General features: G+C 61.9%; 19 protein-coding genes, 2 pseudogenes and 1 riboswitch. Of the genes and pseudogenes, 20 read left to right on the top strand and 1 reads right to left on the bottom strand.

Annotated features, from left to right (window positions below; translation table 11 throughout):
• The first annotated feature begins 41 nt into the window (after positions 1–41).
• The 5 genes from LQ231_RS18650 to LQ231_RS18630 are packed head-to-tail and all read left to right on the top strand — an operon-like array spanning position 42 to position 5,370.
• On the top strand, positions 42–869 hold the full coding sequence (locus LQ231_RS18650) for an ABC transporter permease (RefSeq protein WP_113142407.1): 828 nt from the start codon (positions 42–44) through the stop codon (positions 867–869).
• Positions 866–1,645: an ABC transporter permease gene (locus LQ231_RS18645; RefSeq protein WP_113142406.1), complete on the top strand. Its 780-nt coding sequence runs from the start codon at positions 866–868 to the stop codon at positions 1,643–1,645. The genes LQ231_RS18650 and LQ231_RS18645 overlap by 4 nt, the downstream gene beginning before the upstream one ends.
• Positions 1,638–2,663 carry an ABC transporter ATP-binding protein gene (locus tag LQ231_RS18640; protein WP_230172870.1) on the top strand — a complete coding sequence of 342 codons (1,026 nt, stop codon included), beginning with the start codon at positions 1,638–1,640 and terminating at the stop codon, positions 2,661–2,663. The genes LQ231_RS18645 and LQ231_RS18640 overlap by 8 nt, the downstream gene beginning before the upstream one ends.
• Before the next feature lie 2 nt (positions 2,664–2,665).
• Positions 2,666–3,589 carry a nucleoside hydrolase gene (locus LQ231_RS18635; RefSeq protein WP_230172868.1) on the top strand — a complete coding sequence of 308 codons (924 nt, stop codon included), beginning with the start codon at positions 2,666–2,668 and terminating at the stop codon, positions 3,587–3,589.
• A complete protein-coding gene (locus LQ231_RS18630) occupies positions 3,586–5,370 on the top strand; it encodes an adenine deaminase C-terminal domain-containing protein (RefSeq protein ID WP_230172866.1) in 1,785 nt (594 codons plus the stop codon). Before LQ231_RS18635 ends, LQ231_RS18630 begins: the two co-directional genes overlap by 4 nt.
• Here LQ231_RS18630 and LQ231_RS18625 read toward each other — a convergent pair.
• Complete coding sequence (locus LQ231_RS18625) at positions 5,367–6,539, bottom strand: M20 aminoacylase family protein (protein ID WP_230172864.1); 1,173 nt, start codon at positions 6,537–6,539, stop codon at positions 5,367–5,369. The genes LQ231_RS18630 and LQ231_RS18625 overlap by 4 nt on opposite strands.
• Before the next feature lie 164 nt (positions 6,540–6,703).
• Here LQ231_RS18625 and LQ231_RS18620 point away from each other — a divergent pair, with 164 nt between their 5' ends.
• The 15 genes and pseudogenes from LQ231_RS18620 to LQ231_RS18555 all read left to right on the top strand — a co-directional run bounded on the left by LQ231_RS18620 (position 6,704) and on the right by LQ231_RS18555 (position 24,084).
• On the top strand, positions 6,704–7,387 hold the full coding sequence (locus tag LQ231_RS18620; RefSeq protein ID WP_230172862.1) for a phosphoribosyltransferase: 684 nt from the start codon (positions 6,704–6,706) through the stop codon (positions 7,385–7,387).
• Positions 7,388–7,622: 235 nt separating this feature from the next.
• The gene (gene ytfQ / locus LQ231_RS18615) at positions 7,623–8,585 is read left to right on the top strand and encodes a galactofuranose ABC transporter, galactofuranose-binding protein YtfQ (RefSeq protein WP_113142401.1); all 963 of its coding nucleotides are present in this window, start codon (positions 7,623–7,625) and stop codon (positions 8,583–8,585) included.
• 109 nt (positions 8,586–8,694) lie between these two features.
• On the top strand, positions 8,695–10,215 hold the full coding sequence (locus LQ231_RS18610) for a sugar ABC transporter ATP-binding protein (protein WP_230172860.1): 1,521 nt from the start codon (positions 8,695–8,697) through the stop codon (positions 10,213–10,215).
• Entirely contained in the window at positions 10,212–11,219 is a 1,008-nt protein-coding gene (locus LQ231_RS18605) for an ABC transporter permease (RefSeq protein ID WP_113142399.1), read from the top strand. Before LQ231_RS18610 ends, LQ231_RS18605 begins: the two co-directional genes overlap by 4 nt.
• Entirely contained in the window at positions 11,216–12,196 is a 981-nt protein-coding gene (gene yjfF / locus LQ231_RS18600; protein WP_230172858.1) for a galactofuranose ABC transporter, permease protein YjfF, read from the top strand. Before LQ231_RS18605 ends, yjfF begins: the two co-directional genes overlap by 4 nt.
• Positions 12,193–12,927 (top strand): FadR/GntR family transcriptional regulator, encoded by a 735-nt coding sequence (locus tag LQ231_RS18595; RefSeq protein WP_230172856.1) that lies wholly within the window; start codon positions 12,193–12,195, stop codon positions 12,925–12,927. Before yjfF ends, LQ231_RS18595 begins: the two co-directional genes overlap by 4 nt.
• A 174-nt stretch (positions 12,928–13,101) precedes the next feature.
• A riboswitch (guanidine-I (ykkC/yxkD leader) is annotated at positions 13,102–13,210 on the top strand.
• A gap of 73 nt (positions 13,211–13,283) precedes the next feature.
• Complete coding sequence (locus LQ231_RS18590; RefSeq protein WP_230172849.1) at positions 13,284–14,357, top strand: putative urea ABC transporter substrate-binding protein; 1,074 nt, start codon at positions 13,284–13,286, stop codon at positions 14,355–14,357.
• A gap of 61 nt (positions 14,358–14,418) precedes the next feature.
• The gene (locus LQ231_RS18585) at positions 14,419–15,237 is read left to right on the top strand and encodes an ABC transporter permease subunit (protein ID WP_230172844.1); all 819 of its coding nucleotides are present in this window, start codon (positions 14,419–14,421) and stop codon (positions 15,235–15,237) included.
• Positions 15,234–16,022 (top strand): ABC transporter ATP-binding protein, encoded by a 789-nt coding sequence (locus LQ231_RS18580; protein ID WP_230172842.1) that lies wholly within the window; start codon positions 15,234–15,236, stop codon positions 16,020–16,022. Before LQ231_RS18585 ends, LQ231_RS18580 begins: the two co-directional genes overlap by 4 nt.
• A gap of 38 nt (positions 16,023–16,060) precedes the next feature.
• A complete protein-coding gene (locus LQ231_RS18575) occupies positions 16,061–16,888 on the top strand; it encodes an urea amidolyase associated protein UAAP1 (protein WP_230172840.1) in 828 nt (275 codons plus the stop codon).
• 14 nt (positions 16,889–16,902) lie between these two features.
• The gene (locus tag LQ231_RS18570) at positions 16,903–17,556 is read left to right on the top strand and encodes an urea amidolyase associated protein UAAP2 (RefSeq protein WP_230172838.1); all 654 of its coding nucleotides are present in this window, start codon (positions 16,903–16,905) and stop codon (positions 17,554–17,556) included.
• A pseudogene (locus tag LQ231_RS27305) lies at positions 17,556–19,790 on the top strand (5-oxoprolinase/urea amidolyase family protein); the annotation flags it as partial. The gene LQ231_RS18570 and the pseudogene LQ231_RS27305, both read left to right, overlap by 1 nt.
• 270 nt (positions 19,791–20,060) lie before the next feature.
• Positions 20,061–21,281, top strand: a pseudogene (locus LQ231_RS27300) (carboxyltransferase domain-containing protein); the annotation flags it as partial.
• A complete protein-coding gene (gene atzF / locus LQ231_RS18560) occupies positions 21,281–23,089 on the top strand; it encodes an allophanate hydrolase (RefSeq protein ID WP_230172831.1) in 1,809 nt (602 codons plus the stop codon). The pseudogene LQ231_RS27300 and the gene atzF, both read left to right, overlap by 1 nt.
• A gap of 149 nt (positions 23,090–23,238) precedes the next feature.
• Positions 23,239–24,084, top strand: a complete 846-nt coding sequence (locus LQ231_RS18555) for an asparaginase domain-containing protein (RefSeq protein WP_230172829.1) — start codon at positions 23,239–23,241, stop codon at positions 24,082–24,084.
• Positions 24,085–24,110 lie beyond the last annotated feature (26 nt).

Genomic DNA, 24,110 nt, shown 5'->3' with positions numbered 1-24,110 from the left:
CGCACCTCGCTTGATCATTCTTCGCGCTGAAAGCTCAGTCTATGTTTCACAACCGTATGGAAGCCCTGGCGCTTGCTCTGCCCGCTGCGATCTTCGCAGCGGTGGTGTTCCTGGTGCCGGTCGTTCTGTTGTTGTCGGAAGGGTTCCGCAATGCTGACGGATGGACCCTGTCCGCCTTCACCGGTTTCTTCTCCGAGCCGCTCAATCGCACGGTCTTCCTGCGCACTTTGCGTCTCGGGGCCATCCTGACCGTCGTGTCCGCAATCATCGGTTATGCTGCAGCCTATGCGATCGTCAGCCTTCCGCCGCAAGGCAAGGGCCGCATGGTCGGCCTCGTCGTGCTGCCGCTGATGATCTCGCCGGTGGCGCGCACCTATGCCTGGATCGTCATTCTGGGCCGTACGGGCATCGTCAACGAGTTCATCACCGGGCTTGGCCTGTCCGAGACGCCGATCCGGCTGCTGTTTACCGAGACGGCCGTGTTCATCGGTCTGCTTCAGCTTTTTCTGCCATTGATGATCCTGTCCCTGGTCAGCGCGCTTGAAAACATGCCGCGTGACGCGGTACCTGCGGCCCGCGTGCTCGGGGCCAACTGGTTCCAGGTCTTCTGGAAAATCATCCTGCCGCTGACGAAGGAAGGCCTCGTGATCGGCGGAACGCTGGTCTTCACCGGATCGATGACTGCTTACATCACGCCCGCAATCCTTGGCGGCTCCAAGGTGCTCATGCTTGAAACTCTGCTCTACCAGCGCGTGACGGTCGCCAATGATTTCGTCGCCGCCAGTGTCATCGCCTTCATCCTAATCGTCATGAGTTTTGCCGCGAACCTGCTGCTGAAGCGCCTGGCAACCGCGAGGAACCGCGCATGACCCAGCGCCTGTTTACCTGGGTCACGCTCGGCCTGCTGATGCTGTTCCTGATCGGGCCGTTCCTGATCATCGTTGCCGCATCGTTTTCAGCCGGCGATACACTCGCATTTCCACCGCAGGGCTTTTCGCTCAAGTGGATCGTGAAAGTGTTCACGGTCGAGAGTTTTCGCGAGAGCTTCGTCACCTCGATGTTTCTTGCGATCGGTGGCACCGGCGCCGCGCTGATCCTCGGCATTCCGGCCGCCTATGCGATGTCGCGCTACCAGTTGCCATTTTCCGAGACGGTCAAGACCGTCGTCTCCGCGCCGATCATCGTGCCGGGCATCATCGTCGGTCTGGCGCTTCTGCGCTACTTCGTCGTGCCGTTCCAGATCAACATCACACTGGCCCTGTTTCTTGCGCATACGGCACTGGTTCTGCCCTATGCGGTGCGCGTTGTCTCCGCCAGCCTGAACAATCTGCGCTCCGATATCGAGGAGGCGGCCGTCTTGCTCGGCTCGACACGGCTCGGCGCCTTCTTCCGCGTCGTCATGCCGAATATCCGGGGCGGCATCCTTTCGGCCTTCATCCTCGGCTTCGTCACAAGTTTCAATCAGGTACCGGTCTCGCTGTTCCTGTCGGGGCCGGGCGTGCGCACCCTGCCGATCGATATGCTCGGCTATATGGAAATCGTTTTCGACCCATCCATCGCAGCGCTGTCGTCGCTGCTTGCCTTCCTCTCCATCGGCATCGTTTTCCTCGCCGAGCGTTTTCTGGGGTTCTCCCGCTATGTCTGACCAAGATTTTCTGACACTCGACAAGCTGACGTTGCGTTATGGCAAGACGCCTGCGGTCAAGGATCTCGACCTCAATATCCGCAAGGGTGAGCTGCTGGCGCTCTTGGGACCCTCCGGTTGCGGCAAGACGACGACAATGCGATCGATCGCGGGCCTGCTGAACCCGAGTAGCGGCCGCATCATGCTGGACGGCGTCGATATCACCCGGGTTCCGGCGAACAAGCGGGCTGTCGGGCTGGTTTTCCAGTCTTATGCGCTGTTCCCGCATCTGACGGTGTTCGAGAATGTCGCCTTTGGTCTGAAGCTGAAGGGCATGCGCGGCGCAGAGCTTGACGACAAGGTTCGCGGCGGCCTGAAGTCGGTCGGGCTTGCCGACTTTGCCGGCCGAAAGCCTCCCGAGCTTTCCGGTGGCCAGCAGCAACGGGTTGCGCTGGCGCGCTCGATGGTCATGGAGCCGAAGGTGCTGTTGCTCGATGAGCCACTTTCGAACCTTGATGCCCGGCTGCGGCTTGAAATGCGCACCGAATTGCAGCGCGTACAGCGTGAGACCGGTGTGACGATGATCTTCGTCACCCATGATCAGGTCGAGGCCTTGGCATTGGCCGACCGCATCGTGGTGATGAAGAATGGGGCGATCGAGCAGATCGGCACGCCGGAGGAGATCTACAATGCGCCGGTTTCGCGCTTTGTCGCCGATTTCGTCGGTTTCGAGAACATCTTCGAACTGCGCAGTGGCAAGTTGATGGCGGGCGACAGCGAGATCGCGCTCGGACAGGCGGCTCCAGATGCCGCAGGTCTGGCCTGGAGGCCGGCGGCCGTGCCGCTTGGTGTTGGGCCGTTCGTCGGAACGGTGCGCGGAACCTCCTTTGCCGGCAGCAGCCGGGAATATGTGCTTGAAACGCCGATCGGCTGGATCAAGGCCGAGACCGATGCCGCCCGGCAGGCATTCCTGCCGGGACAGCAAATCGCCTTCGACCTGCCGGTCGACAAGGCGGCCCGGCTGGGGCGGTTCGCCTGACCATGGGGATCTGGATCGATACCGACATGGGCTTCGACGACATTGCCGCCATTCTGACGGTGGCGCGGTCGGGGCTTGAGATCGACGGCATTTCGCTGGTGTTCGGCAACACACCGCTGGAACAGGTCTGCCGCAACACCGCGGCCGCAAATGCCGTGTTCGGCTGGCAATATCCGGTTTCGATCGGACGCGATCGACCGGTGCTGACAGCGATAGAAACGGCGCAGGCGATCCTTGGCGATACCGGCATCCCGACGCTTGGTCGCGCCTTGCCCGTCATGGACCCTGTTCAGGGCGATCGAGCCTTTGATGCGCTGGTGCGCTGGCTTGAGGCGGGTATCGAGCCGCGCCGGATCCTGGCGCTCGGGCCCTTGAGCAATATCGCGGCAGTTGTTCTGGCACGCCCCGATCTGGTGGCGAAGATCGGCGACCTGACCTGGATGGGCGGCGGCGCCACCCGTGGCAACCATACGGCGTCCGCCGAATTCAACGCGCTTGCCGATCCAGAAGCCGTGGCTATCGTGCTCGCCCATGGCCTGCCGCTCAACATGGTTGATCTTGACTTCTGCCGTCAGATTCTCAGCGCTCCGCATGAGGCGGAGCAACTTCGTGGGTTGGAGGGTCGCAATGCGCCGCTGCTGGCGGACCTGTTCGGTGGCTTCATTGCCATCGCAACAAGCAGAGGCCGAAAGGCCATGGCACTTTACGACCCTGCGGCGGCGGCCGCGTTTGTCCGGCCGGATCTCGTGACATGGCAACCCGTAGGCTTGCAGATCGAACTTTCCGGAACCTTGACGCGCGGCCGCACGGTCGTCGAAAACCGCGCCAGTCACGCGACCTTCAACGCGCGCCTGGCCGTCGAGAGCGACGGCGACCGGTTGAAGTCGCTGATCCTTGACGCCCTTGCCTTCGAGGCACGCCGATGACCGTTACGACGCTGGAGCCTGGCGATCTGAATGATGCCACCCTGCGCAGCCGTGCGGTTGCGGCGGCGCGCGGCGCGCAGGCCTTCGATCGCCTGATCGTCGGCGGCATCGTCGTCGACATGGTCACCGGGGAGCTGCGCGCAGCCGACATCGGCCTTGTCGGGCCGTTGATCGCCAGCGTGCATGCGCCGGGGTCGCGCAGCGACGCGGACGCGTTGATCGATGCGTCCGGGCTCTATGTCTCACCGGGACTGATCGACATGCACATGCATATCGAAAGCTCGATGGTGACGCCGGCGACCTATGCCGGCGCGGTGGTGCCGCGTGGGGTGACAACCATCGTCTGGGATCCCCATGAGTTCGGCAATGTTCTCGGACTGAAAGGCGTGGAATGGGCGCTGCAGGCATCAAGGGATCTGCCGCTTCGCGTGGTGATGCTGGCACCGTCCTGCGTGCCTTCAGCGCCAGGGCTGGAACAGGCCGGTGCCGATTTCGACGGTGGGATCATCACCGACCTGCTGGCCGATCCTGCCGTTGGCGGGATTGCGGAAATGATGAATATGCGCGGCGTGATCGAGCGTGACCCGCGCATGAGCTCCATTATCCAGGCGGGCCTTGACGCGGGAAAGCCGGTTTTCGGCCATGCACGCGGTCTTGCCGGTGCAGACCTCAATGCCTTCATGGCGGCCGGTGTCAGCTCCGACCATGAGATGACATCGGCGGATGATTTTTTTGCGAAACTGCGGGCGGGGCTGGCGATCGAGATGCGCGGGTCGCATGATCATCTGCTGCCGGAATTCGTCCAGGCATTGAATGCGCTTGGTCATCTGCCGCAGACGGTGACGCTCTGCACCGATGACGTCTTTCCCGATGATCTCGAGCAGGGCGGCGGGCTTGATGATGTCGTGCGCCGCCTCGTGCGGTACGGCTTGAAGCCGGAATGGGCGCTGAGGGCGGCGACGCTGAATGCGGCGCAAAGGCTTGGACGCAGCGATCTCGGCCTGATCGCGGCCGGTCGCCGCGCCGATATCGTGCTGTTCGACGATCTGAAGGCGTTTCGTGCACGTCAGGTTATCGCCAACGGTGAACCTGTTGCGCGTGAAGGCCGCTTGCTCCAGCCGCCAAAGACATTGCCGGTGGTGGCCCTGGCGAACACGATGAAACTCGAACCGTTGACGGCGGACGATTTCCGCATTCCGAGCATGGCCAAGAAGGTCAGGGTTGCAACCATCGACCGGCCGAGGTTCACACAATGGTCCGAGCGGGAAACCGTGGTGCGCGATGGTTTTGTCGTGCCGCCGGATGATGCGACGCTGATTGCCGTTGCGCATCGGCATGGCCTTGCGGACAGCCCGCCGCGCGTCGGCTTCCTGACCGGCTGGGGACAATGGCGCGGTGCTTTCGCCACGACCGTTTCGCATGACAGCCACAATCTGACGGTCTTCGGTTCCAATCCCGAGGATATGGCAATCGCGGCCAATGCCCTGATCGCCGCGGGCGGCGGCATGATCGTGGTGTCGAAGGGCTGGATCGATGCGCTCGTGCCGCTGCCCTTGGCTGGGCTCGTGTCTGACGCGCCGCTTAACGACGTGGCCCGCGAATTCTCCGCATTGCGCACGGCCATGGACCGCATCGTCACGTGGCAGCCGCCCTATCTCGTCTTCAAGGCCTGCTTCGGGGCGACGCTTGCCTGCAATATTGGTCCGCATCAGACGGATCGCGGTATTGCGGACGTGCTGACCAGCACACTTCTGGAAAGCCCGGTTCTGGAGGAACTCTAACCGACACTCAGTTCTTGCTCGACCAGCGTTGACCAATAGGCGACGCCATAAGGAATAGCGCCGTCGTTGAAGTCATACGCCGTGTTGTGGTGAAGGGCGCCATCTACCGCGGGACCGTTGCCGAGCCAGACATAGCAACCGGGGACAGTCGCGCCGAAGAAGGCGAAATCGTCTCCCGCCGTCGACGGCGGGAAGGACGTGCGGGTCTTTTCTCCGAAGACCGATTTCGCTGCATGGAGCGCTCTGGCGGTCGGATCGGCGTGGTTGACGACTGGCGGAATGCGGCGCTCGAAATGGTAGTCGGCGGCAATGCCGTACATTTCCGCCGTGCCGCGGGCCAGTCGGCCGATCTCGGTTTCGAGCTGGTCGCGTACTTCGGGTGTGTAGGCGCGGGCGGTACCGCCGATCTCGACGATATCCGGGATGACGTTCAATGCCTTGGGGTCGCCGGCGCGGATCGAGCAAGCGCTGACGACCGAGGGCTGCAGCGGATCGACGACGCGGCCGGGAATGGTCTGCAGGGCACTGAGGAATGTGCCCATGGCGGTAATCGGGTCGCGCCCGAGATGTGGCTTGGCGCCATGGGTTCCTGTGCCGCGCAGGGTCACGCGCCAACTGTCGGAGGATGCAAGCTGCGGTCCCTCGACAACGGCGATCTCATCGACATCAAGGCCCGGCATGTTGTGCAGTCCGTAGACAGCATCGCAGGGGAATAGCTCGAAAAGGCCGTCCTCGACCATGCGCCTGGCGCCGCCGCGCCCTTCTTCTGCCGGCTGGAAGATGAAATGAACTGTGCCGGAGAATGTGCGGCTGCGGGCAAGATGAAGGGCTGCGCCAAGCAGCATGACCGTGTGTCCATCATGGCCGCATGCATGCATTTGGCCGGGCACGGTCGATTTATACGGGCGCTCCGCGGTCTCCGGCATGGCAAGTGCATCCAAGTCTGCGCGAAGACCGATGCGTCTTGTGCCGTTGCCGATCTGAAGCGTGCCGACCACGCCGGTCTTGCCGAGACCGCGATGGATGCTGATGCCTGCCTCTTCCAGAATACGGGCGACGATGTCGCTGGTACGCTGTTCCTCGAAGCCCAGTTCCGGATAGGCATGCAGATCGTGCCGCAGGTCGGTCAGTTGGGCGAGGTCAGTGGTGAATTTCGGATCGAGCGACATGAAGCTGGGCATATCCCTTTGAAATGGCATGAGACGGATGGTTGTCCACCACTCCAACCTGCATAAAGGAAATGTCCGAAAAGTTGAACGAAAACCGCACGGTTGGCAGGCCGTATTCACGGGATTCGACTGATGCTCGACAGGTGCCAAGATGGAGACGATAGATGCAGCCTCATGATTTCTGGCAGGCTTTGCAGCCGGCCGGTTCTTTTCCCGGCGACGGCCCTTTCACCGAATTCTTCCCGGCATCGCTCGGTGACGGTCGGAAGCTTCGTCTGCCGATCCGCGCGCTGGCCGATGGTCGGCATGGGCTTGCGTCGCTGATCATCAATCAGGCAAGTTTTGCCGTGCAGGATGCCCTGGCAGCGGCGCTGGCTGAAAAGCTGGAGAACCTGAAACCGGATGTGATCGTCGGGCTTCCGACCTTGGGTTTGACACTTGCGGCGGCTGTGTCCCGCGCCCTGGGCCATTCCCGCTACGTGCCGCTCGGCACCTCGCGCAAGTTCTGGTATGTCGATGACCTGTCCGTGTCTCTGACATCGATCACAACCCCCGATCAGGTCAAGCGCCTCTATGTCGATCCCCGCATGCTGCCGTTGATCGAAGGCAAGCGCGTGGTGCTGATCGACGACGTGGTCTCGAGCGGCAGTTCCATGCGTGCCGGACTTCAACTTCTCATCGCCTGCGGCGTGGAGCCGGTGGCGCTCGGCGTAGCCATGGCGCAGACCTTGCGCTGGCGGGATAACCTGACCCTTGCCGGTCGCGATTGGTCCGATGCCGTGGTCAGCGTCTTTCAAACGCCGCGGCTGGTGCGGGGCGATCATGGCGGCTGGTTGCCGGAAGGCTGACGTTGCGCCTTAAACGAGAAAACATTGCGCATCAGATCGTCTCGTGTAGACTAACAGCTTGTTGCGGCACAATATTATGCTGCGGTGCGGCCAATGCGATTCAATGTTGCACTGCAGCGCTTTATGCTGCAGTGCATGTCATATAATAGTACTTTTTCACTTTACAGATGCTTTTGTCTTGCCTAAGCATAATGGCAGACACCGTGGAGGCGGTGTCTTTCTCAGGGAGGACATCATGAACATTCTTCGTAAGCTTGCGCTCAGCGCAAGCGTGATTGCACTCGGCTGCTCGTCGGCCATGGCTGCCGATCTGACCGTTGGCTTTTCCCAGATCGGTTCGGAATCCGGCTGGCGCGCTGCCGAAACGTCGGTGACCAAGCAGGAAGCCGAAAAGCGTGGCATCACGCTGAAATTCGCCGATGCGCAGCAGAAGCAGGAAAACCAGATCAAGGCGCTTCGTGGCTTCATCGCTCAAGGCGTTGACGCGATCCTGGTTGCTCCGGTTGTTGCAACCGGTTGGGAAGACGTGCTGACCGAAGCCAAGGAAGCAAACATTCCGGTTATCCTGCTCGACCGTGGCGTCGATGCACCGCAGGATCTCTACCTGACGTCGGTTGCATCAGACCAGGTCAAGGAAGGCCGTGTTGCTGGTGAATGGCTGGTCAAGACCGTCGGCGACAAGCCGTGCAAGGTCGTCGAGCTTCAGGGCACAGTGGGCTCGACGCCGGCGATCAACCGCAAGAAGGGCTTCGAAGAAGCGCTTGCCGGTCATGCCAACATCACGATCGCACGCAGCCAGACCGGCGACTTTACCCGCGCCAAGGGCAAGGAAGTCATGGAAGGCTTCATCAAGGCTGAAAATGGCGGCAAGGATATCTGCGCCATGTACGCCCATAACGATGACATGGCGGTTGGTGGCATCCAGGCCATCAAGGATGCGGGCCTGAAGCCGGGCACCGATATCCTCGTCGCCTCGATCGACGCCGTTCCGGATATCTTTGCCGCGATGGTTGCCGGCGAAGCCAATGCGACGGTTGAACTGACCCCGAACATGGCCGGTCCGGCCTTCGACGCGCTGGATGCCTTCCTCAAGGACGGCAAGGCGCCTGAGAAGTTCATCATCACGGAATCGAAGCTCTACACGCCTGCCGACAATCCGCAGGGCGAGTACGACAGCCGCAAGGGTCTGGGCTACTAAGCTCCTCCTGGAACGGCCCTGTCTGCCGAAAAGGCAGCGGGGCCGTCTCCGCTTTCACCCGAGTGCAATCGGGGTTAGCCTGCCTGCATTCGAGGGGTGACGGAATCACATGACAGCAGTATCGGGGGTCGTGCTCGAAGCCCAGGGCATCACCAAGACGTTTGGCAATCACACCGCCTTGAGCGGCGTGGACATCGCATTCCACAAAGGCGAAGTTCATGCATTGCTCGGCGAAAACGGCGCGGGCAAGTCCACGCTGATCAAGATTTTGACCGGGGCTTACATCCCGGATTCTGGCGTCATCACCGTCGATGGCGAAACCGTCAGTTTCTCGACGCCGCAGCAGGCGCAAGTGCTGGGCATCGGCACGGTTTACCAGGAAGTGAACCTGTTGCCGAACATGACGGTGGTCGACAATCTCTTTATCGGGCGTCAGCCCCGGCGTTTCGGTCTGGTCGACCGGCGCCGGATGGAACGCGACGCGCGCGAGATCCTGACGACCTATGGTCTGGATATCGACGTGCGTGCGGAGCTTTCAACCTTCTCCGTTGCCATCCAACAGATCATCGCGATTGCACGTGCCGTCGAACTCTCCGGCAAGGTGCTGATCCTCGATGAGCCAACGGCAAGCCTTGACCGTTCGGAAGTCGAAAAGCTGTTCAGCATCATTCGGCAATTGCGCGACCGCGGGCTTGCCATCGTCTTTATCACCCATTTCCTCGATCAGGTCTTCGAACTCTCCGACCGGGTCACGGTTTTGCGCAATGGTCGCCTGATCGGCACGGAATCGATCAAGGCGCTCGATCGCGCCAGCCTTGTTCGAATGATGCTCGGCAAGGATCTGGCCTTTCATCACGCCGAGCTTCTCGGCGAAGAGGCTGCAGCCGGCGAAACGCTGATGACCTTCGAAAACTTCGGTCTTGCCGGCAAGGTGCAGCCGTTCGATCTCAAGATCCACCGGGGCGAAGTCGTCGGCGTCGCGGGGCTACTCGGTTCCGGTCGAACCGAAATGGCGAGACTGATGTTCGGTATCGATCACGCCGATAGCGGAAAGCTCCACATAGACGGCAAATCCAGACAAGTCAGAAATCCGCGCGAGGCCGTTGAACTCGGCTTCGGCTTCTGCCCCGAGGACCGCAAGATCGATGGGATCTTCGGCGAACTGTCGGTGCGCGAAAACATCGTGATCGCCATGCAGGCCCGTCTCGGCTGGTTCCGCGCGTTGAACCATGACGAGCAGATCGAGATCGCCGGCAATTTCATCGAGGCGCTCGACATTCGTACGGCCTCTGCCGAACTGCCGGTCAAACTGCTGTCAGGCGGTAACCAGCAGAAGGTGATCCTCGCCCGCTGGCTGGCGACCGATCCGCGTTTCTTGATCCTCGATGAGCCGACCCGCGGCATCGATGTCGGTGCACATGCCGAAATCGTGCGGATGATCACGCGCCTGCGCGAAGACGGGCTGGCACTCGTTGTCATCTCATCCGAACTCGACGAAATCGTCAGCTATTCCTCGCGCGTGGTGGTCATGCGTGACCGCAAAATGGTTGCCGAACTGCATGGCGCTGACATTACGCCGGGCGTGATCGTCCAGACAATTGCCGCCCAGCCGGCGGAGGCCGACGCATGAAGAGATTTCAACTTTCCCGTATCGTTTCGCCTCAGCTTCTAGCGCTTGCCGGTGTGCTGCTGTTCAACTGGCTTGTCTTTCCCGGGTTCTTCGACGTCACCTGGCAGGATGGCCGCCTGTTTGGCAGCATGATCGACGTGATCAATCGCGGTGCGCCGGTTGCCATCCTCGCCATTGGCATGACGGCGATCATCGCGACCAAGGGCGTTGACCTCTCGGTCGGTGCGGTCATGGCCGTTGCCGGTGCCGTGGCCGCCACCTGCGCCGTGGCCGGGCAGCCGCTGATCGTCACGCTGATTGCAGCATTGGTCTGCGGACTGATCTGCGGCCTGTGGAACGGAGCGCTGGTTGCCTATCTCGGCATTCAGCCGTTTGTCGCGACGCTGGTGCTGATGGTCGCCGGTCGCGGGGTGGCGCAGCTGATTACGGAGGGGTCCATCGTTACGTTCTCCGATCCGGCCTTGATCTTTGTTGGAACCGGTTCGGTGCTCGGCCTGCCGATGCCGGCGGTCATTGCCATCGTGCTGATGATCGTTGCGCATCTTGTCATGCGGCGAACAGCAATCGGGCTGTTCATCGAGGCCATCGGGACCAATCTTTCCGCGGCCAATTATACCGGCTTGCGCAGCCGGGCACTGATGATGTGCATCTATGCCTTCGGTGGTTTCTGTGCGGCGATCGCCGGCGTTATCGCGGCGGCAGACATCCGCGGCGCCGATGCCAACAATGCCGGCCTCTGGCTCGAGCTTGATGCGATCCTTGCGGTTGTCATCGGCGGGACCTCATTGCTCGGCGGACGCTTCTCGATCCCGATGTCGGTGCTCGGCGCTGTGATCATCCAGGCGATGAACACCGGTGTTCTCGTTTCCGGTTTCCCGCCTGAGTTCAACCTGATCGTCAAGGCCGGCATGATCATCATTATCCTCGTCCTGCAGTCGGCGCGCATTGCCCAGGCCCTCGGTCGCAAGTTCGGCCCCAGACAGACTTCGGAACAGACACGATGAACCCGCGCTATCGCCCGCTCGCCGCCACCACCCTTATCTTCATCGTCGCCTATGCGCTGTGCATTTTCCAGTATCCGGGCATGTGGTCGACCCGGGTGTTCGGAAACTTCCTCACCGACAATGCCTTTCTCGGCATTGCCGCCGTCGGCGCCACGTTTGTCATCCTGTCCGGGGGTATAGACCTTTCGGTCGGAGCCGTGATCGGGCTGACCGGCGTGGTAACAGCGATCCTAATTTCCTGGTTCGGCATACATCCGCTGCTGGTGTTTGCCATCGTGCTCGGACTTGCGGCCTGTTATGGCGCGGCGATGGGCTCGGTGATCCATTTCCTGCAAGTGCCGCCTTTCATCGTGACACTGGCGGGCATGTTCCTGGCGCGCGGCCTTGCTTCGGTGCTGACGCAGGATTCGATCCCGATCAACCACGAGTTTTACCGGACGATCTCGACCCTCTATTTCAAGCTTCCGGGGGGCGGGCGTCTGAGCTCGATCGGGATGCTGATGCTGGCGGTCTTCCTGATCTGCGGCCTGATCGCGCACAAGACCCGGTTCGGTTCCTATGTCTATGCGATCGGCGGCAATGCGACTTCCGCCTCGCTGATGGGTGTGCCAACCGGACGTGTGACGATCGCCATCTATGCGCTGTCGTCCTTCCTTGGCGGTCTCGCGGGCATCGTCTACTCGCTCTACACCTCGGCCGGCTATCCGCTGGCAGCGGTCGGCATCGAACTTGACTCGATTGCAGCCGTGGTGATAGGCGGCACCCTGTTGACGGGCGGCTACGGGTTCATCTTCGGAACGCTCATTGGGGTCATGCTGCAGGGCCTTGTCCAGACCTATATCGTCTTTGACGGCACGCTCTCCAGTTGGTGGACCAAAATTGCCATCGGGTTCCTGCTGTTTATGTTCATCCTGCTTCAGAAACTTGTTTTCAATGCGCAATCCGGACGTTCGCGCTTGAAGAAAGGCCCCGCATGAGCGAGCCGGGGAGCCTTCTTCGCTCCCTGTTCGGGCGGTCGACGGCACGTAATTTCCATTCGCATGTAATCAATGAAATCGGCGCCGGCGTCATCTCCGGTCGCTATCCGATCGGCACAACCCTGCCGAACGATGCCGAGCTGATGGCCGAATTCGAGGTCTCCCGCACCGTCTTGCGCGAGGCCTTGAAGACGCTCGAGGCCAAAGGTCTGCTGGAGGCGCGACCGAAGGTCGGGACCAAGGTTGCCAAGAAGAATCGCTGGAGCCTCTATGATCCCCAGGTGCTTGCGTGGCATCTCGATGCGCCAACGGACGATGAGTTTCTCACCGGGATGCATGAAGTGCGTCGTTCGCTCGAACCGCTTGCCGCCGGGCAGGCAGCCAAGCGCCGATCCGCCGACCAGATCCGTCTGATGGTGTACTGGATCCGGCAGATGGAGACCTCACTGTCGTCACCACAGAATTTCGTTCTGGCCGACTTCGAATTGCACCGCATTATCGCGGACGCCGCCCACAACCCGTTTTTGCGCTCGCTCTACGGAGTGATCGAACTTTCGCATGCCTTCGCCTATCAGCAACTGGTTCAGCAGCCGAACGAAGATGCATTGCTGCCCTTTCTCGACAAGCACAGGGCTCTGGTCACGCGTATAGAATATGGCGACGAGGCCGGTGCCCGAGATGCCATGCTGGATACGATTGCGCATGATTGCGCCATGGCGTTGAAAAGCTAGAAGATGGTCCTGCCTGTCACTCCGCATCGCTCGTGCGCGTTCGAGCAACTGCATAAAAACTGTGCTTGATGGACTTTTCTCACCACAAATGTATGCACATTGAAAACCCAATCCGGTCGGACTGTTGATTTTCCGGGCTTTTCAGAGCTGGCACGCTGCTTGCTTTGTTATGTCCGAGTTGGTGGCTAGGGTTCCGGTGCGGTTGCGCATGCTGGTCCGAGAGCTGCCACCGGCAGGGGAGACATCCTTGTCGGATGCACGGCGGGATAAAAGCCCGGGAGACCTCGTTAGCCAAGGGATTGGCGGCGCTGGTCTATGCCGATCCCTTTTTGGACAAAACAAAAAGGGGAATTTCAATGCAGACTTTTTCGAAGATTCTTTCCATCGCCGCGTTGACATCAGCGATCGCGCTGTCCGGTCTTGGTCCGGCACAGGCCGAAGCCAAGAAGGACTTCAAGGTCGCCTGGTCGATCTATGTCGGCTGGATGCCGTGGGGCTATGCCAGCGATACGGGCATCGTGAAGAAGTGGGCCGACAAATACGGCATCACTATCGAGGTGACGCAGTTCAACGACTATGTTGAGTCGATGAACCAGTACACTGCCGGCGCCTTCGACGCGGTAACGCTGACCAATATGGACGGCCTGTCGATCCCGGCCGCCGGTGGTGTCGATACGACCGCCGTCATCGTCGGCGACTTCTCAAGTGGCAATGATGCGATCATCCTCAAAGACAAGGACAAACTCGAGGACATCAAGGGCTCGAACGTCAACCTGGTCGAATTTTCCGTGTCGCACTATCTCCTGGCGCGTGCGCTCGAGACGATCGGTTCGTCGGAACGCGATGTGAAGGTGGTCAATACGTCGGATGCCGACATGGTCGGTGCCTACAAGGCCGATGACGTCACCGCTGTCGTGACCTGGAACCCGCTGGTTGCCAGCATCATGGAGGAGCCGTCGGCCAAGAAGGTGTTCGACAGTTCGCAGATCCCCGGCGAAATCATCGACCTGATGGTCGCCAATTCCGACGTACTCAAGGATAACCCCGACTTCGGCAAGGCGCTTGCGGGCATCTGGTATGACACGATGGCCGTGATGACCGCCGACACGGATGAAGGCAAGGCGGCGCGCACGGCAATGGGTGCTGCCTCCGGCACCGACCTTGCCGGCTTCGAGAGCCAGATGGCGGCGACAAAACTGTTCGACAAGGCCGCCGACGCGGTTGCCTTCACCACATCGCCGGACCTGTCGAAGACGATGGACCTGGTGCGTACCTTCCTGTTCGAGAAGGGGTTGCTCGGCAGCGGTGCCGCATCCGCTGACGTGATCGGCATCGAGATGCCGGATGGCTCGGTTCTTGGTGACAAGGGCAACGTCAAGTTCCGCTTCACCGCCACCTACATGGATGCAGCCGCCAAGGGCGCGCTCTGAGTTCAGCGCGGCCGGGTATGATTGACCCGGCCTCCTGGCTGTCTTCGATGGAGGTTTCCCGATGCGCTGGATCAATGCGCGACCGAGCAATGGTGCCCGCCTGGCGCTGACGCTTGCGCCTTTCGCCCTTGTGCTGATCGCCTATGCCATGGGCTCGGCAGCGCGGCTTGCCGACAATGCCAATGACAAGCTTCTGCCGGGTTTTGCCGGCTTTGCCGAGGCGATCAATCGGCTGGCCTTTGTCGCCGATCCGCGCACAGGCGATTACATTCTCTGGGCCGATACCGTGGCGAGCCTGCTGCGCCTTTCTGCCGGGCTCGGCATCTCGACGCTGATTGCGCTGATCATCGGCATGCTGATCGGCATGCTGCCTTATGTGCGTTCGCTGCTGGCGCCATTTGTCGCTGCGGTCTCGATGGTGCCGCCTTTGGCGCTGCTGCCGATCCTGTTCATCGTGATGGGCCTTGGCGAAGCGTCCAAGGTGACGTTGATCGTCATCGGGGTGGCGCCGATCATGATCCGCGATCTGGCGCTGAAAGCCCTGGAACTGCCACGCGAGCAGATCATCAAGGCGGAGACGCTGGGCGGCAATTCCTGGCAGATCGCCTTGCGTGTCGTGTTGCCGCAGGTCCTGCCGCGTTTGATTACCTGCCTGCGGTTGCAGCTTGGGCCCGCATGGCTGTTCCTGATCGCAGCAGAAGCGATTTCGTCCGATAGCGGTCTCGGTTACCGCATCTTCCTGGTCCGTCGCTATCTGGCGATGGATGTGATCTTTCCCTACGTGCTGTGGATCACGCTGCTTGCCGTCTTGACCGACTACCTGCTCGAGCGCCTAAGCGTTGCCGTCTTCCCCTGGTCGGACCTGGAGAAGCAGGCATGAGCGCGATCAGCATCAAAGATGTCTGGAAGGAATATGGCGACCAGATCGTGCTGGAGAACGTGTCGATCGACATTGCGTCGCGCGCCTTTGTGGCGCTGGTCGGTCCATCCGGCTGCGGCAAGACCACGTTCCTGCGCATGCTTCTCGGGCAGGAGCGTCCGACCCGCGGTACCATCCTTCTCGATGGCGAGCCCCTGCCGGCGGAGCCGGGGCCGGATCGCGGCGTCGTCTTTCAACGTTATTCGGTATTTCCGCACCTGACCGTGCTCGGCAATGTTCTGCTCGGCAAGGAGCTCAGGGCGGCGCGGCTGAGTGCCAGGCTGCTCGGCGCGGCACGGCGACAGGCTGTCGAAGAGGCCCGTTCGATGATTGCGTCCGTCGGCCTTTCGGGTTCCGAAGACAAATATCCGGCCCAGCTTTCTGGTGGCATGCAGCAGCGGCTTGCCCTTGCCCAGGCGCTGGTGATGCGGCCCAAGGTGCTGCTGCTCGACGAACCCTTCGGTGCGCTCGATCCGGGCATCCGGGCGGAGATCCATGTGCTGATGAAACGCCTCTGGCATGACGCGCCGATGACCGTGGTCATGGTCACCCATGACATGCGCGAGGCCTTCACCCTGGCGACCCGTGTGGTTGCCTTCGAGCGGCCGCGCGACCGGCCGGAGGAAAAGCTGCGCTACGGCGCCAGTATCACCAAGGACATCACCATCTGGCCACCCCGCAAGGCGGGCCAGGCTTCCCTCATTCGACCAGACCGGGACGGCCCGGTTCCTAGCCAAGGTCACTAGCCGGGACGACCCGGCCATCCGATGATAGGAGACGAACCGTGCATATCAGACGTTCACCCGAGGAAATCGCCGCCAATCGGGCGCGCTACGAAGAGCATCAGAAGAAGGGGCTGGAATTTGCCCCGAAGTCCCTGCCGGCCAAGAGCGAGAAACCGGCGCCTGCGATCGCGGACAACACAATCTTGCACCGCGAGGTCATTCCTGGCGGCTGGTACTGGTCGACCCGCGTGAGGACCAACGAGGTGCTGCGCGTTTCGCTCGACCAGGGTCTCTCGACCGTCTCTGTCGTCGCCTGGAACGCTGCCGACACCACCGAGCGCATGAACCTGCCGGATACGGTCAAGGTGCAATGGACGACCGGGCTCGGCAAGGGCCGGGTGATCTTCTCCGACATGGGCAAGGTGATGTTCTCGATCGTCGAGGATTCGTCGGGCGCGCATGACTGCCTGATGGGCGGCTCGACGGCCGCGTCGAATGCGAAGAAATATGCCGGTGCCAATGGTCCGGCATTGCGCAATACGCGCGACAATCTCGTTCTGCTGACGACCAAGGCCGGCCTCGACAAACGCGACATCCCGGCGGCCCTGGCGCTGTTTGCGCCGGTGCGCGTCGACGCCGATGGCAAGTTTCACTGGAAGCCCGAGTTGGTCGGCGAGGGTGACTATGTCGAGCTGCGCGCCGAGATGGATATGATCGTCGGCTTTTCCAACTGCCCGCATCCACTCGATCCGAACCCGGTCTATGCGCCCAACCCGGTGACTATCACCCGCATTGCGGCCACAGAGCCGAAGGCAGACGACCTGTGCCGGACTGCCACGGCCGAGGCTGTCCGCGGCTTTGAAAACAACGCGTTTGCGGCGATCTGAGAGGGAGCGGAACCATGAAGAGTTTTATCCAGACTTCCCCCGATCGGACGCTCTCCAACGCGGTGCAGGATCATTACATCGCCGCCGAGGCGCCGTTCTCGACGGTGATCAAGGCAGGGCAGACCGTGCGCATCGAAGACAGCTATGGCCAGCAGGCGATCGACACGCTGTTCTACAATGCCGATGACTTCTCCGAGCGCTATTCCAGCCAGGACACGATGCGCGATCAGGGTGCAGCCTATATCTCCACTGGCACAAGGGTCATCTCCAACGAAGGCCGGGTGATGCTGACCATGACCGCCGATACCTGCGGTCGTCACGACACGTCGGCCGGCGCCTGCTCCTGCGAGAGCAATACGGTGCGCTTTGGCCATGGCGTCAAATACCTGCATGCGTGCCGCGACAACTTCGTCATCGAGGTTTCCAAGCATGGCATGAGCAAGCGCGATGTCGTGCCCAACATCAACCTCTTCATGAATGTGCCGATCGAGCCGACCGGCGAGATGACCATCGTCGACGGCATTTCGGCGCCGGGCGACTATGTCGAGCTGAAGGCCGAGATGGATGTTCTGCTGGTGATTTCCAACTGCCCGCAGATCAACAATCCCTGCAACGGCTTCGATCCGACGCCGGTGCGTGTGCTCGTCTGGGATGGTGAGGCTTCCTGATGTTCAAGAAAGTTCTCATAGCCAATCGCGGCGAAATCGCCGTGCGGGTCATTCGCACGCTGAAGACAATGGGGATCGCCTCGGTGGCGGTCTATTCCGATGCGGACCGGTTTTCCAAGGCGGTGTTGATGGCAGACGAAGCGGTGCGGCTCGGGCCGGCGCCGGCGTCGGAAAGCTATCTCAATGTCGACGCCGTCATTGCCGCCTGCAGGCAGACGGGTGCGCAAGCCGTTCATCCCGGCTATGGCTTCCTGTCGGAGAATATCGGCTTTGCCGAGCGGCTTAAATCCGAGGGCATCACCTTTATCGGGCCGAGTCCGGCCAATATTGCCGATTTCGGCCTGAAGCACACGGCGCGCGAACTGGCGCGCGATAGCGGCGTTCCGCTGTTGCCGGGATCCGACCTGCTCGACAGCGGCGACGCGGCGCTGATCGAGGCGGAGACGATCGGCTATCCGGTGATGCTGAAGTCGACCGCTGGCGGCGGTGGCATCGGCATGTCGCTCTGCCAGGATGCCGAGAGCCTGAAGGCATCGTTCGACAGCGTGCAGCGCACGGCGAAATCGAGCTTTGGTGATGCCCGCGTCTATCTCGAACGTTTTGTCGCCAAGGCACGCCATGTCGAGGTGCAGATCTTTGGCGATGGCGAGGGCCGGGTTATTGCGCTCGGTGAGCGCGACTGCTCGCTGCAGCGGCGAAACCAGAAGGTGATCGAGGAAACGCCGGCGCCGGGTCTTTCGGACGGCGTGCGCGCGCGGCTGCATGCGGCGGCTGTCGCGCTGGGCCAGAAGGTGAAATACGCCTCTGCCGGGACGGTGGAGTTCATCTACGATCCGGCGCGCGAAGAGTTTTACTTTCTTGAGGTCAATACGCGTCTGCAGGTCGAGCATCCGGTGACGGAAGCGGTCTTCGGCGTCGATCTGGTGGAATGGATGATCCGCCAGGCGGCCGGCGAGGATGTGCTGTCCGGCAATGAGGCGCTTCAGCCCAAGGGCGCGGCCATCGAAGCACGGATCTATGCGGAGATGCCGCATGCGGGCTTTCGCCCCAGTGCGGGCCTGCTGACCGAGGTGGTATTTCCGGACGGCGTGCGCGTCGATGGCTGGATCGAGACGGGTACCGAAGTGACGCCCTTCTACGATCCGATGCTGGCAAAGGTGATCGTGTCGGCCGATGATCGCGCCTTAGCGATCGCGGCATTGTCAAAGGCGCTGGACGGTACGGCGCTATCGGGTATCGAGACCAATCTGGAATATCTGAAAGCCATTGCGGCGTCTGAACTTTTCAGCAGCGGTGATGTCGCGACGACAGCGCTGAAGGATTTCGATTTCGTGCCCGATGTGATCGAGGTGATTGCGCCCGGGGCGCAGTCAAGCTTGCAGGAATTGCCGGGGCGGCTCGGTCTCTGGCATGTCGGCGTGCCGCCGAGTGGTCCGATGGACGCGCGATCCTTCCGCCATGCTAATCGGCTGGTCGGCAATGGTGACGAGACGGCAGCGCTTGAGCTGACGGTTTCCGGTCCGATGCTGAAATTCTTCTCCGATGTGGTTGTGGCACTTGCCGGCGCCGTGATGCCGATGACACTGGATGGTGATCCGGTGCCGCATGGCACAGCCACTGTTGTCAAGGCAGGGCAGACGTTGGCCATCGGCGCGATCGAGGGAGCAGGGCAACGCGCCTATCTGGCGGTGGCGGGTGGGTTTTCGGCGCCGGTCGTGCTCGGTTCGCGCGCGACCTTCGGGCTTGGCCAGTTCGGCGGCAATGCCACCGGTACGCTTCGGGCCGGCCATGTGCTCAGGCTCGCCCGGGCTGCGCAGCCGGTGGCGAAAGCCGCGAGCGAGCCTGCGTTGCTTTCCCGCGAATGGTCTGTCGGTGTCGTCTATGGCCCGCATGGTGCGCCCGATTTCTTCCTTGAGGAGGATATCGAAACCCTGTTTGCGACCGAATACGAGGTGCATTTCAACTCGGCCCGGACCGGGGTGCGGCTGGTCGGACCTGCACCGAAATGGGCGCGCACCGATGGCGGCGAGGCGGGGCTGCATCCCTCCAACCTGCATGACAATGCCTACGCGATCGGCGCGATCGATTTTACCGGCGACATGCCGATCATCCTCGGCCCGGATGGACCAAGCCTCGGCGGTTTTGTCTGCCCGGCAGTGATCGCCCGTGACGAGCAGTGGAAGATGGGCCAGTTCAAGCCGGGCGACAGGATCCGGTTTCATCCGGTGGCGCGGGATGGGGATGTGGGCATTGATGGGTTGAGCGTTGTGTCGGCTGTACCCCCCTCTGTCCTGCCGGACATCTCCCCCACAAGGGGGGAGATCAGGGATGCAGCCGTTTCACCCAAGGTTCCGGTGGAGGATTGGGTAAGGTCGTCTACAAAGAGTGTCGAGGCTGGCGTTTGGCCGATCTCCCCCCTTGAGGGGGAGATGTCCGGCAGGACAGAGGGGGGTAAGGCCCAGCATTCCACCATCGGTTCCCCGATCCTCGCAACCCACACAACCGGTCCCGTGGCGGTCGTCTATCGCCGGCAGGGTGACGACAATCTGCTGGTCGAATATGGCGAGATGCAGCTCGACATTGCGCTGCGCCTGCGTGTTCATCTGCTGATGCAGGCGGTGAAGGCGGCCAAGCTGCCGGGCCTGATCGACCTGACGCCCGGCATTCGCTCGCTGCAGATCCATTATGACGGAACGACACTGACCCGCAGCCGCCTGCTCGGTCTGCTGAAGGAGATCGAGGCTGGTCTGCCGCCGGCGCAGGCGGTGACGGTGCCGAGCCGTACCGTCTACCTGCCGCTGTCGTGGAACGATCCGCAGGCGGAGCTCGCCATGCAAAAATATCAGGAACTGGTGCGCCCCAATGCGCCCTGGTGCCCGTCGAACATCGAGTTCATCCGCCGCATCAATGGCCTTGCCGACGAGCAGGCGGTGAAGGACACGATCTTCGATGCCTCCTACCTGGTCATGGGGCTGGGCGATGTCTATCTCGGCGCCCCTGTCGCAACCCCGCTTGATCCCCGTCATCGGCTGGTGACCACCAAGTACAATCCGGCGCGCACGTGGACACCGGAAAACGCGGTCGGAATCGGTGGCGCCTATATGTGCATCTACGGTATGGAGGGACCTGGCGGCTATCAACTGTTCGGCCGCACCATCCAGGTGTGGAATACCTGGCGCCAGACACGGGTCTTCCACAAGGACAAACCCTGGCTGCTCGATTTCTTCGACCAGATCCGTTTCTTTCCTGTCAGCCACGAGGAATTGACGGAAGCGCGGGCTGCCTTCCCGCATGGCGGTTATCCGATCAGGATCGAGGAGGGCGAATTCTCCTACGCGTCCTATGAGGCGGAGCTTGCCGCCAATGCCGCGAGCATCGGCGCGTTCAAGCAGAAGCAGCAGGCGGCCTTCGAAACCGAGCGCCTGCGCTGGAAGGAACAGGGGCTCGACAGCTTCATCGTCGATGAGGGCGTGGGGCCTGGCCTTGGCGGCGACATTCCCGACGGTTGTTTCGGGGTCGAAAGCGCCGTGCCCGGCAATATCTGGAAAGTACTTGTCGAGCAGGGCCAGACAGTTCAGGCCGGCGATACACTTGCCATCATCGAGTCCATGAAAATGGAAATCAATGTCACCGCTCACGCCGCAGGCACCGTTCGCGATCTTCGCGCCGGTCCGGGGCGCAACGTAAAGGCCGGCGATGTGCTGGTCGTGCTGGAGGAAATCTGATGCTCCCCACCATTCTCGATCTTTCGTCGCTCAAGGCCGCCTATGCCGCGGGTCTGACACCGCTCGCCCTGGTCGAAGAGGTGATCGCCCGTCGCACGGCCTCTGATGATCCGGCCGTCTTCATCACCGAGACGCCGGATGACGATCTGCGCGCTGCTGCCAGAGAGCTTATCGCGCGGGCGCCGGAGCCGAACAGCCTGCCGCTCTGGGGCGTGCCATTTGCGGTGAAAGACAATATCGACGTCGCCGGTCTGCCGACGACTGCGGCGTGCCCGGCCTTTGCCCATGATCCAGCGACGGATTCCACCGTCGTTGCGCGGCTGAAAGCGGCTGGTGCCTTGGTGATCGGCAAGACCAATCTCGACCAATTCGCGACCGGCCTCAATGGCACGCGCTCGCCCTATGGCGCGCCGCGCTCGGTGTTCGACAAGGCCTATGTGTCGGGTGGGTCGTCGTCGGGGTCGGCCGTGACCGTCGCCTCGGGGCTTGCAAGTTTTGCACTGGGTACCGACACGGCCGGTTCCGGCCGGGTGCCAGCCGCCTTCAACAATCTTGTCGGCATCAAGCCGACGCCGGGGCTTGTGCCGAATGTCGGCGTCGTGCCGGCCTGCCGCAGCGTCGACGTGGTGACGGTGTTTGCTGCGACCGTCGGCGATGGCGTGGCGATCCGCAAGGTGATGGATGGCTATGATGCCGGCGATCCCTATTCGCGGAAGGCGGTTCCGGCCTCTTTGCCGGCCAGCGGGCTCAGGATCGGCGTGCTGGATGGCGCCGAACGCGAGTTCTTCGGCAACAGCCAGGTGGAGGCGCTCTACGATGCCGCGATCGAGCGGGCAAAATCGCTGGGCGCGACCATCGTTCCCTTCGATTATGCGCCATTCCGGCAGGCGGCCGAACTGCTCTACAACGGTCCATGGGTGGCGGAGCGTCTGGCGGCGGTGAAGGACTTCATCGGCACCAACGCCGATGACTTCGACCCGACGGTGCGGACCATCATTGAAGGCGCCAAGGCGTACGATGCGGTTGCCGCTTTCGAGGGGCAGTACAAGCTCGGCGCGCTGAAGCAGAAGACGCTGGTCGAATGGGACAAGGTCGACATATTGATGCTGCCGACCTCGCCGACGACCTATACGGTCGCGGACATGCTTGCCGATCCGATCGTGCGCAATGGTCATTTCGGTCGCTATACCAACTTCGCCAACCTGTTTGGCTATGCGGCGATCGCCATTCCCGCCGGCTTCGATTCCGACGAGCATCTGCCCGCCGGTGTGACGCTATTCGGCCCGTCTTTCTCCGATGATGCGCTGGCGCTGTTTGCCGATGCCATGCACCGGGCATTGGCTGCCGGCATGGGGAAGGACAAGACGGCCGTCATTCCCGAAGCCAGCCGAGTCGCGGTCGCGGATGACGGTCTTGTCACCATCATGGTGGTCGGCGCGCATCTTACTGGCATGCCGCTCAATCACGAACTGACCGGCCCTGGCGGACGTCTGGTGAAGACCTGCCGCACTGCCGGCGACTACCGCCTCTTCGTCCTGCCCAATACGGTGCCGCCAAAACCGGGCTTGATCCGGGAGCCGGGGTTCGCGGGCAAGGGGCTGGAGGTCGAGGTGTGGAAGGTGACGCCGGCTGCCTTCGGGCGTTTCGTGCAAAACATTCCGGCGCCGCTCGGGATTGGCAAGGTGACGCTGGACGATGGCAGCCAGGTTTCGGGCTTCCTCTGCGAACCTTATGCGATCGAGGGCGCGCAGGAAGTCACCGACCTTGGTGGCTGGCGCGCCTATATCGCCTCGCGCAACAAGGGTTGATGTCTGAACATGGTTGAACCCCGGCTTTGCCAAGTCCGGGGTTCTCCACCTATCTGCCAATGCCGCGCAATTGATCTCCTCGATTGTCTCGCCTATGACGGCGCGGCATGCCTTGGTAAGGGCGCAGACATGGCAGGGAGACATCGCGAATGAAGCTGTTGCTCATCCATACGGGAGGCACGATCGGCATGGTGCCGACACCGGACGGTCTGGCACCGCAGGCCGGCATGGTGGAAGGCGCGCTGGAGGCGATGTTGCCGGCGGGTATCACGCTCATTCGCCATATCTTCGATCCGCTGCTCGACAGTGCCGATGTTGGTCCGAGCCAGTGGAACATCCTGTTGAACGTGATCCGGTCGCATCCGGAGACGCCGGTGATCGTCACGCACGGTTCCGACACAATGTCGTTTACCGGTGCCGCCCTGTCGCAGGCTCTGGCGGGTGAGGGGCGGCGTGTGGTGCTGTGCGGTTCGATGAAACCGCTCGGCCAAAATGCAGATGCCGAGGGCAATCTGGCGCTGGCGATCGGCACTGCGCTTGCCCCGGGCGCCGGTGTGTTTCTCGCCTTTGCCGACAAACTGCTGCCGGCGGCCGGTCTGGTCAAGCATGACAGTCAGGCAGAAGATGCGTTTTGCTCACAGCCCCAGGCACCACTGGGCCCGGCGCAATCGCGTCTGTTCTCGGATAAACGCCTGGGCATTCTGTCCCTGTCTCCCGGTATGGACGGGGCGTTCCTCGCGGCGGCGATCGATGCGCTCGATGGCGCGGTGCTGCGGGTCTTCGGTTCCGGGACGGCAATGTCGGATCCGGCAGTGCTTTCGGCCCTTGCAACGGCGGTGTCGGGCGGCAAGCGCGTGCGTGCTGTCAGCCAGTGCGAGGCTGGCGGGCTCGAACCCGGCGCCTATGCCGCGGGGGCCGGGCTATGGGCGGCAGGCGTTGAAAACGGTGGCGCTGAAACGCCGGAGGCGGCGCTGATCCATCTGTGGCTGAACTGAGCCGTTCGAGGCAAACTTTCAGAGCA

Source organism: Rhizobium sp. CECT 9324 (genome assembly GCF_918741265.1).
Classification (GTDB): Bacteria; Pseudomonadota; Alphaproteobacteria; order Rhizobiales; family Rhizobiaceae; genus Allorhizobium.
This window is presented reverse-complemented; position numbering and strand designations above follow the sequence as displayed.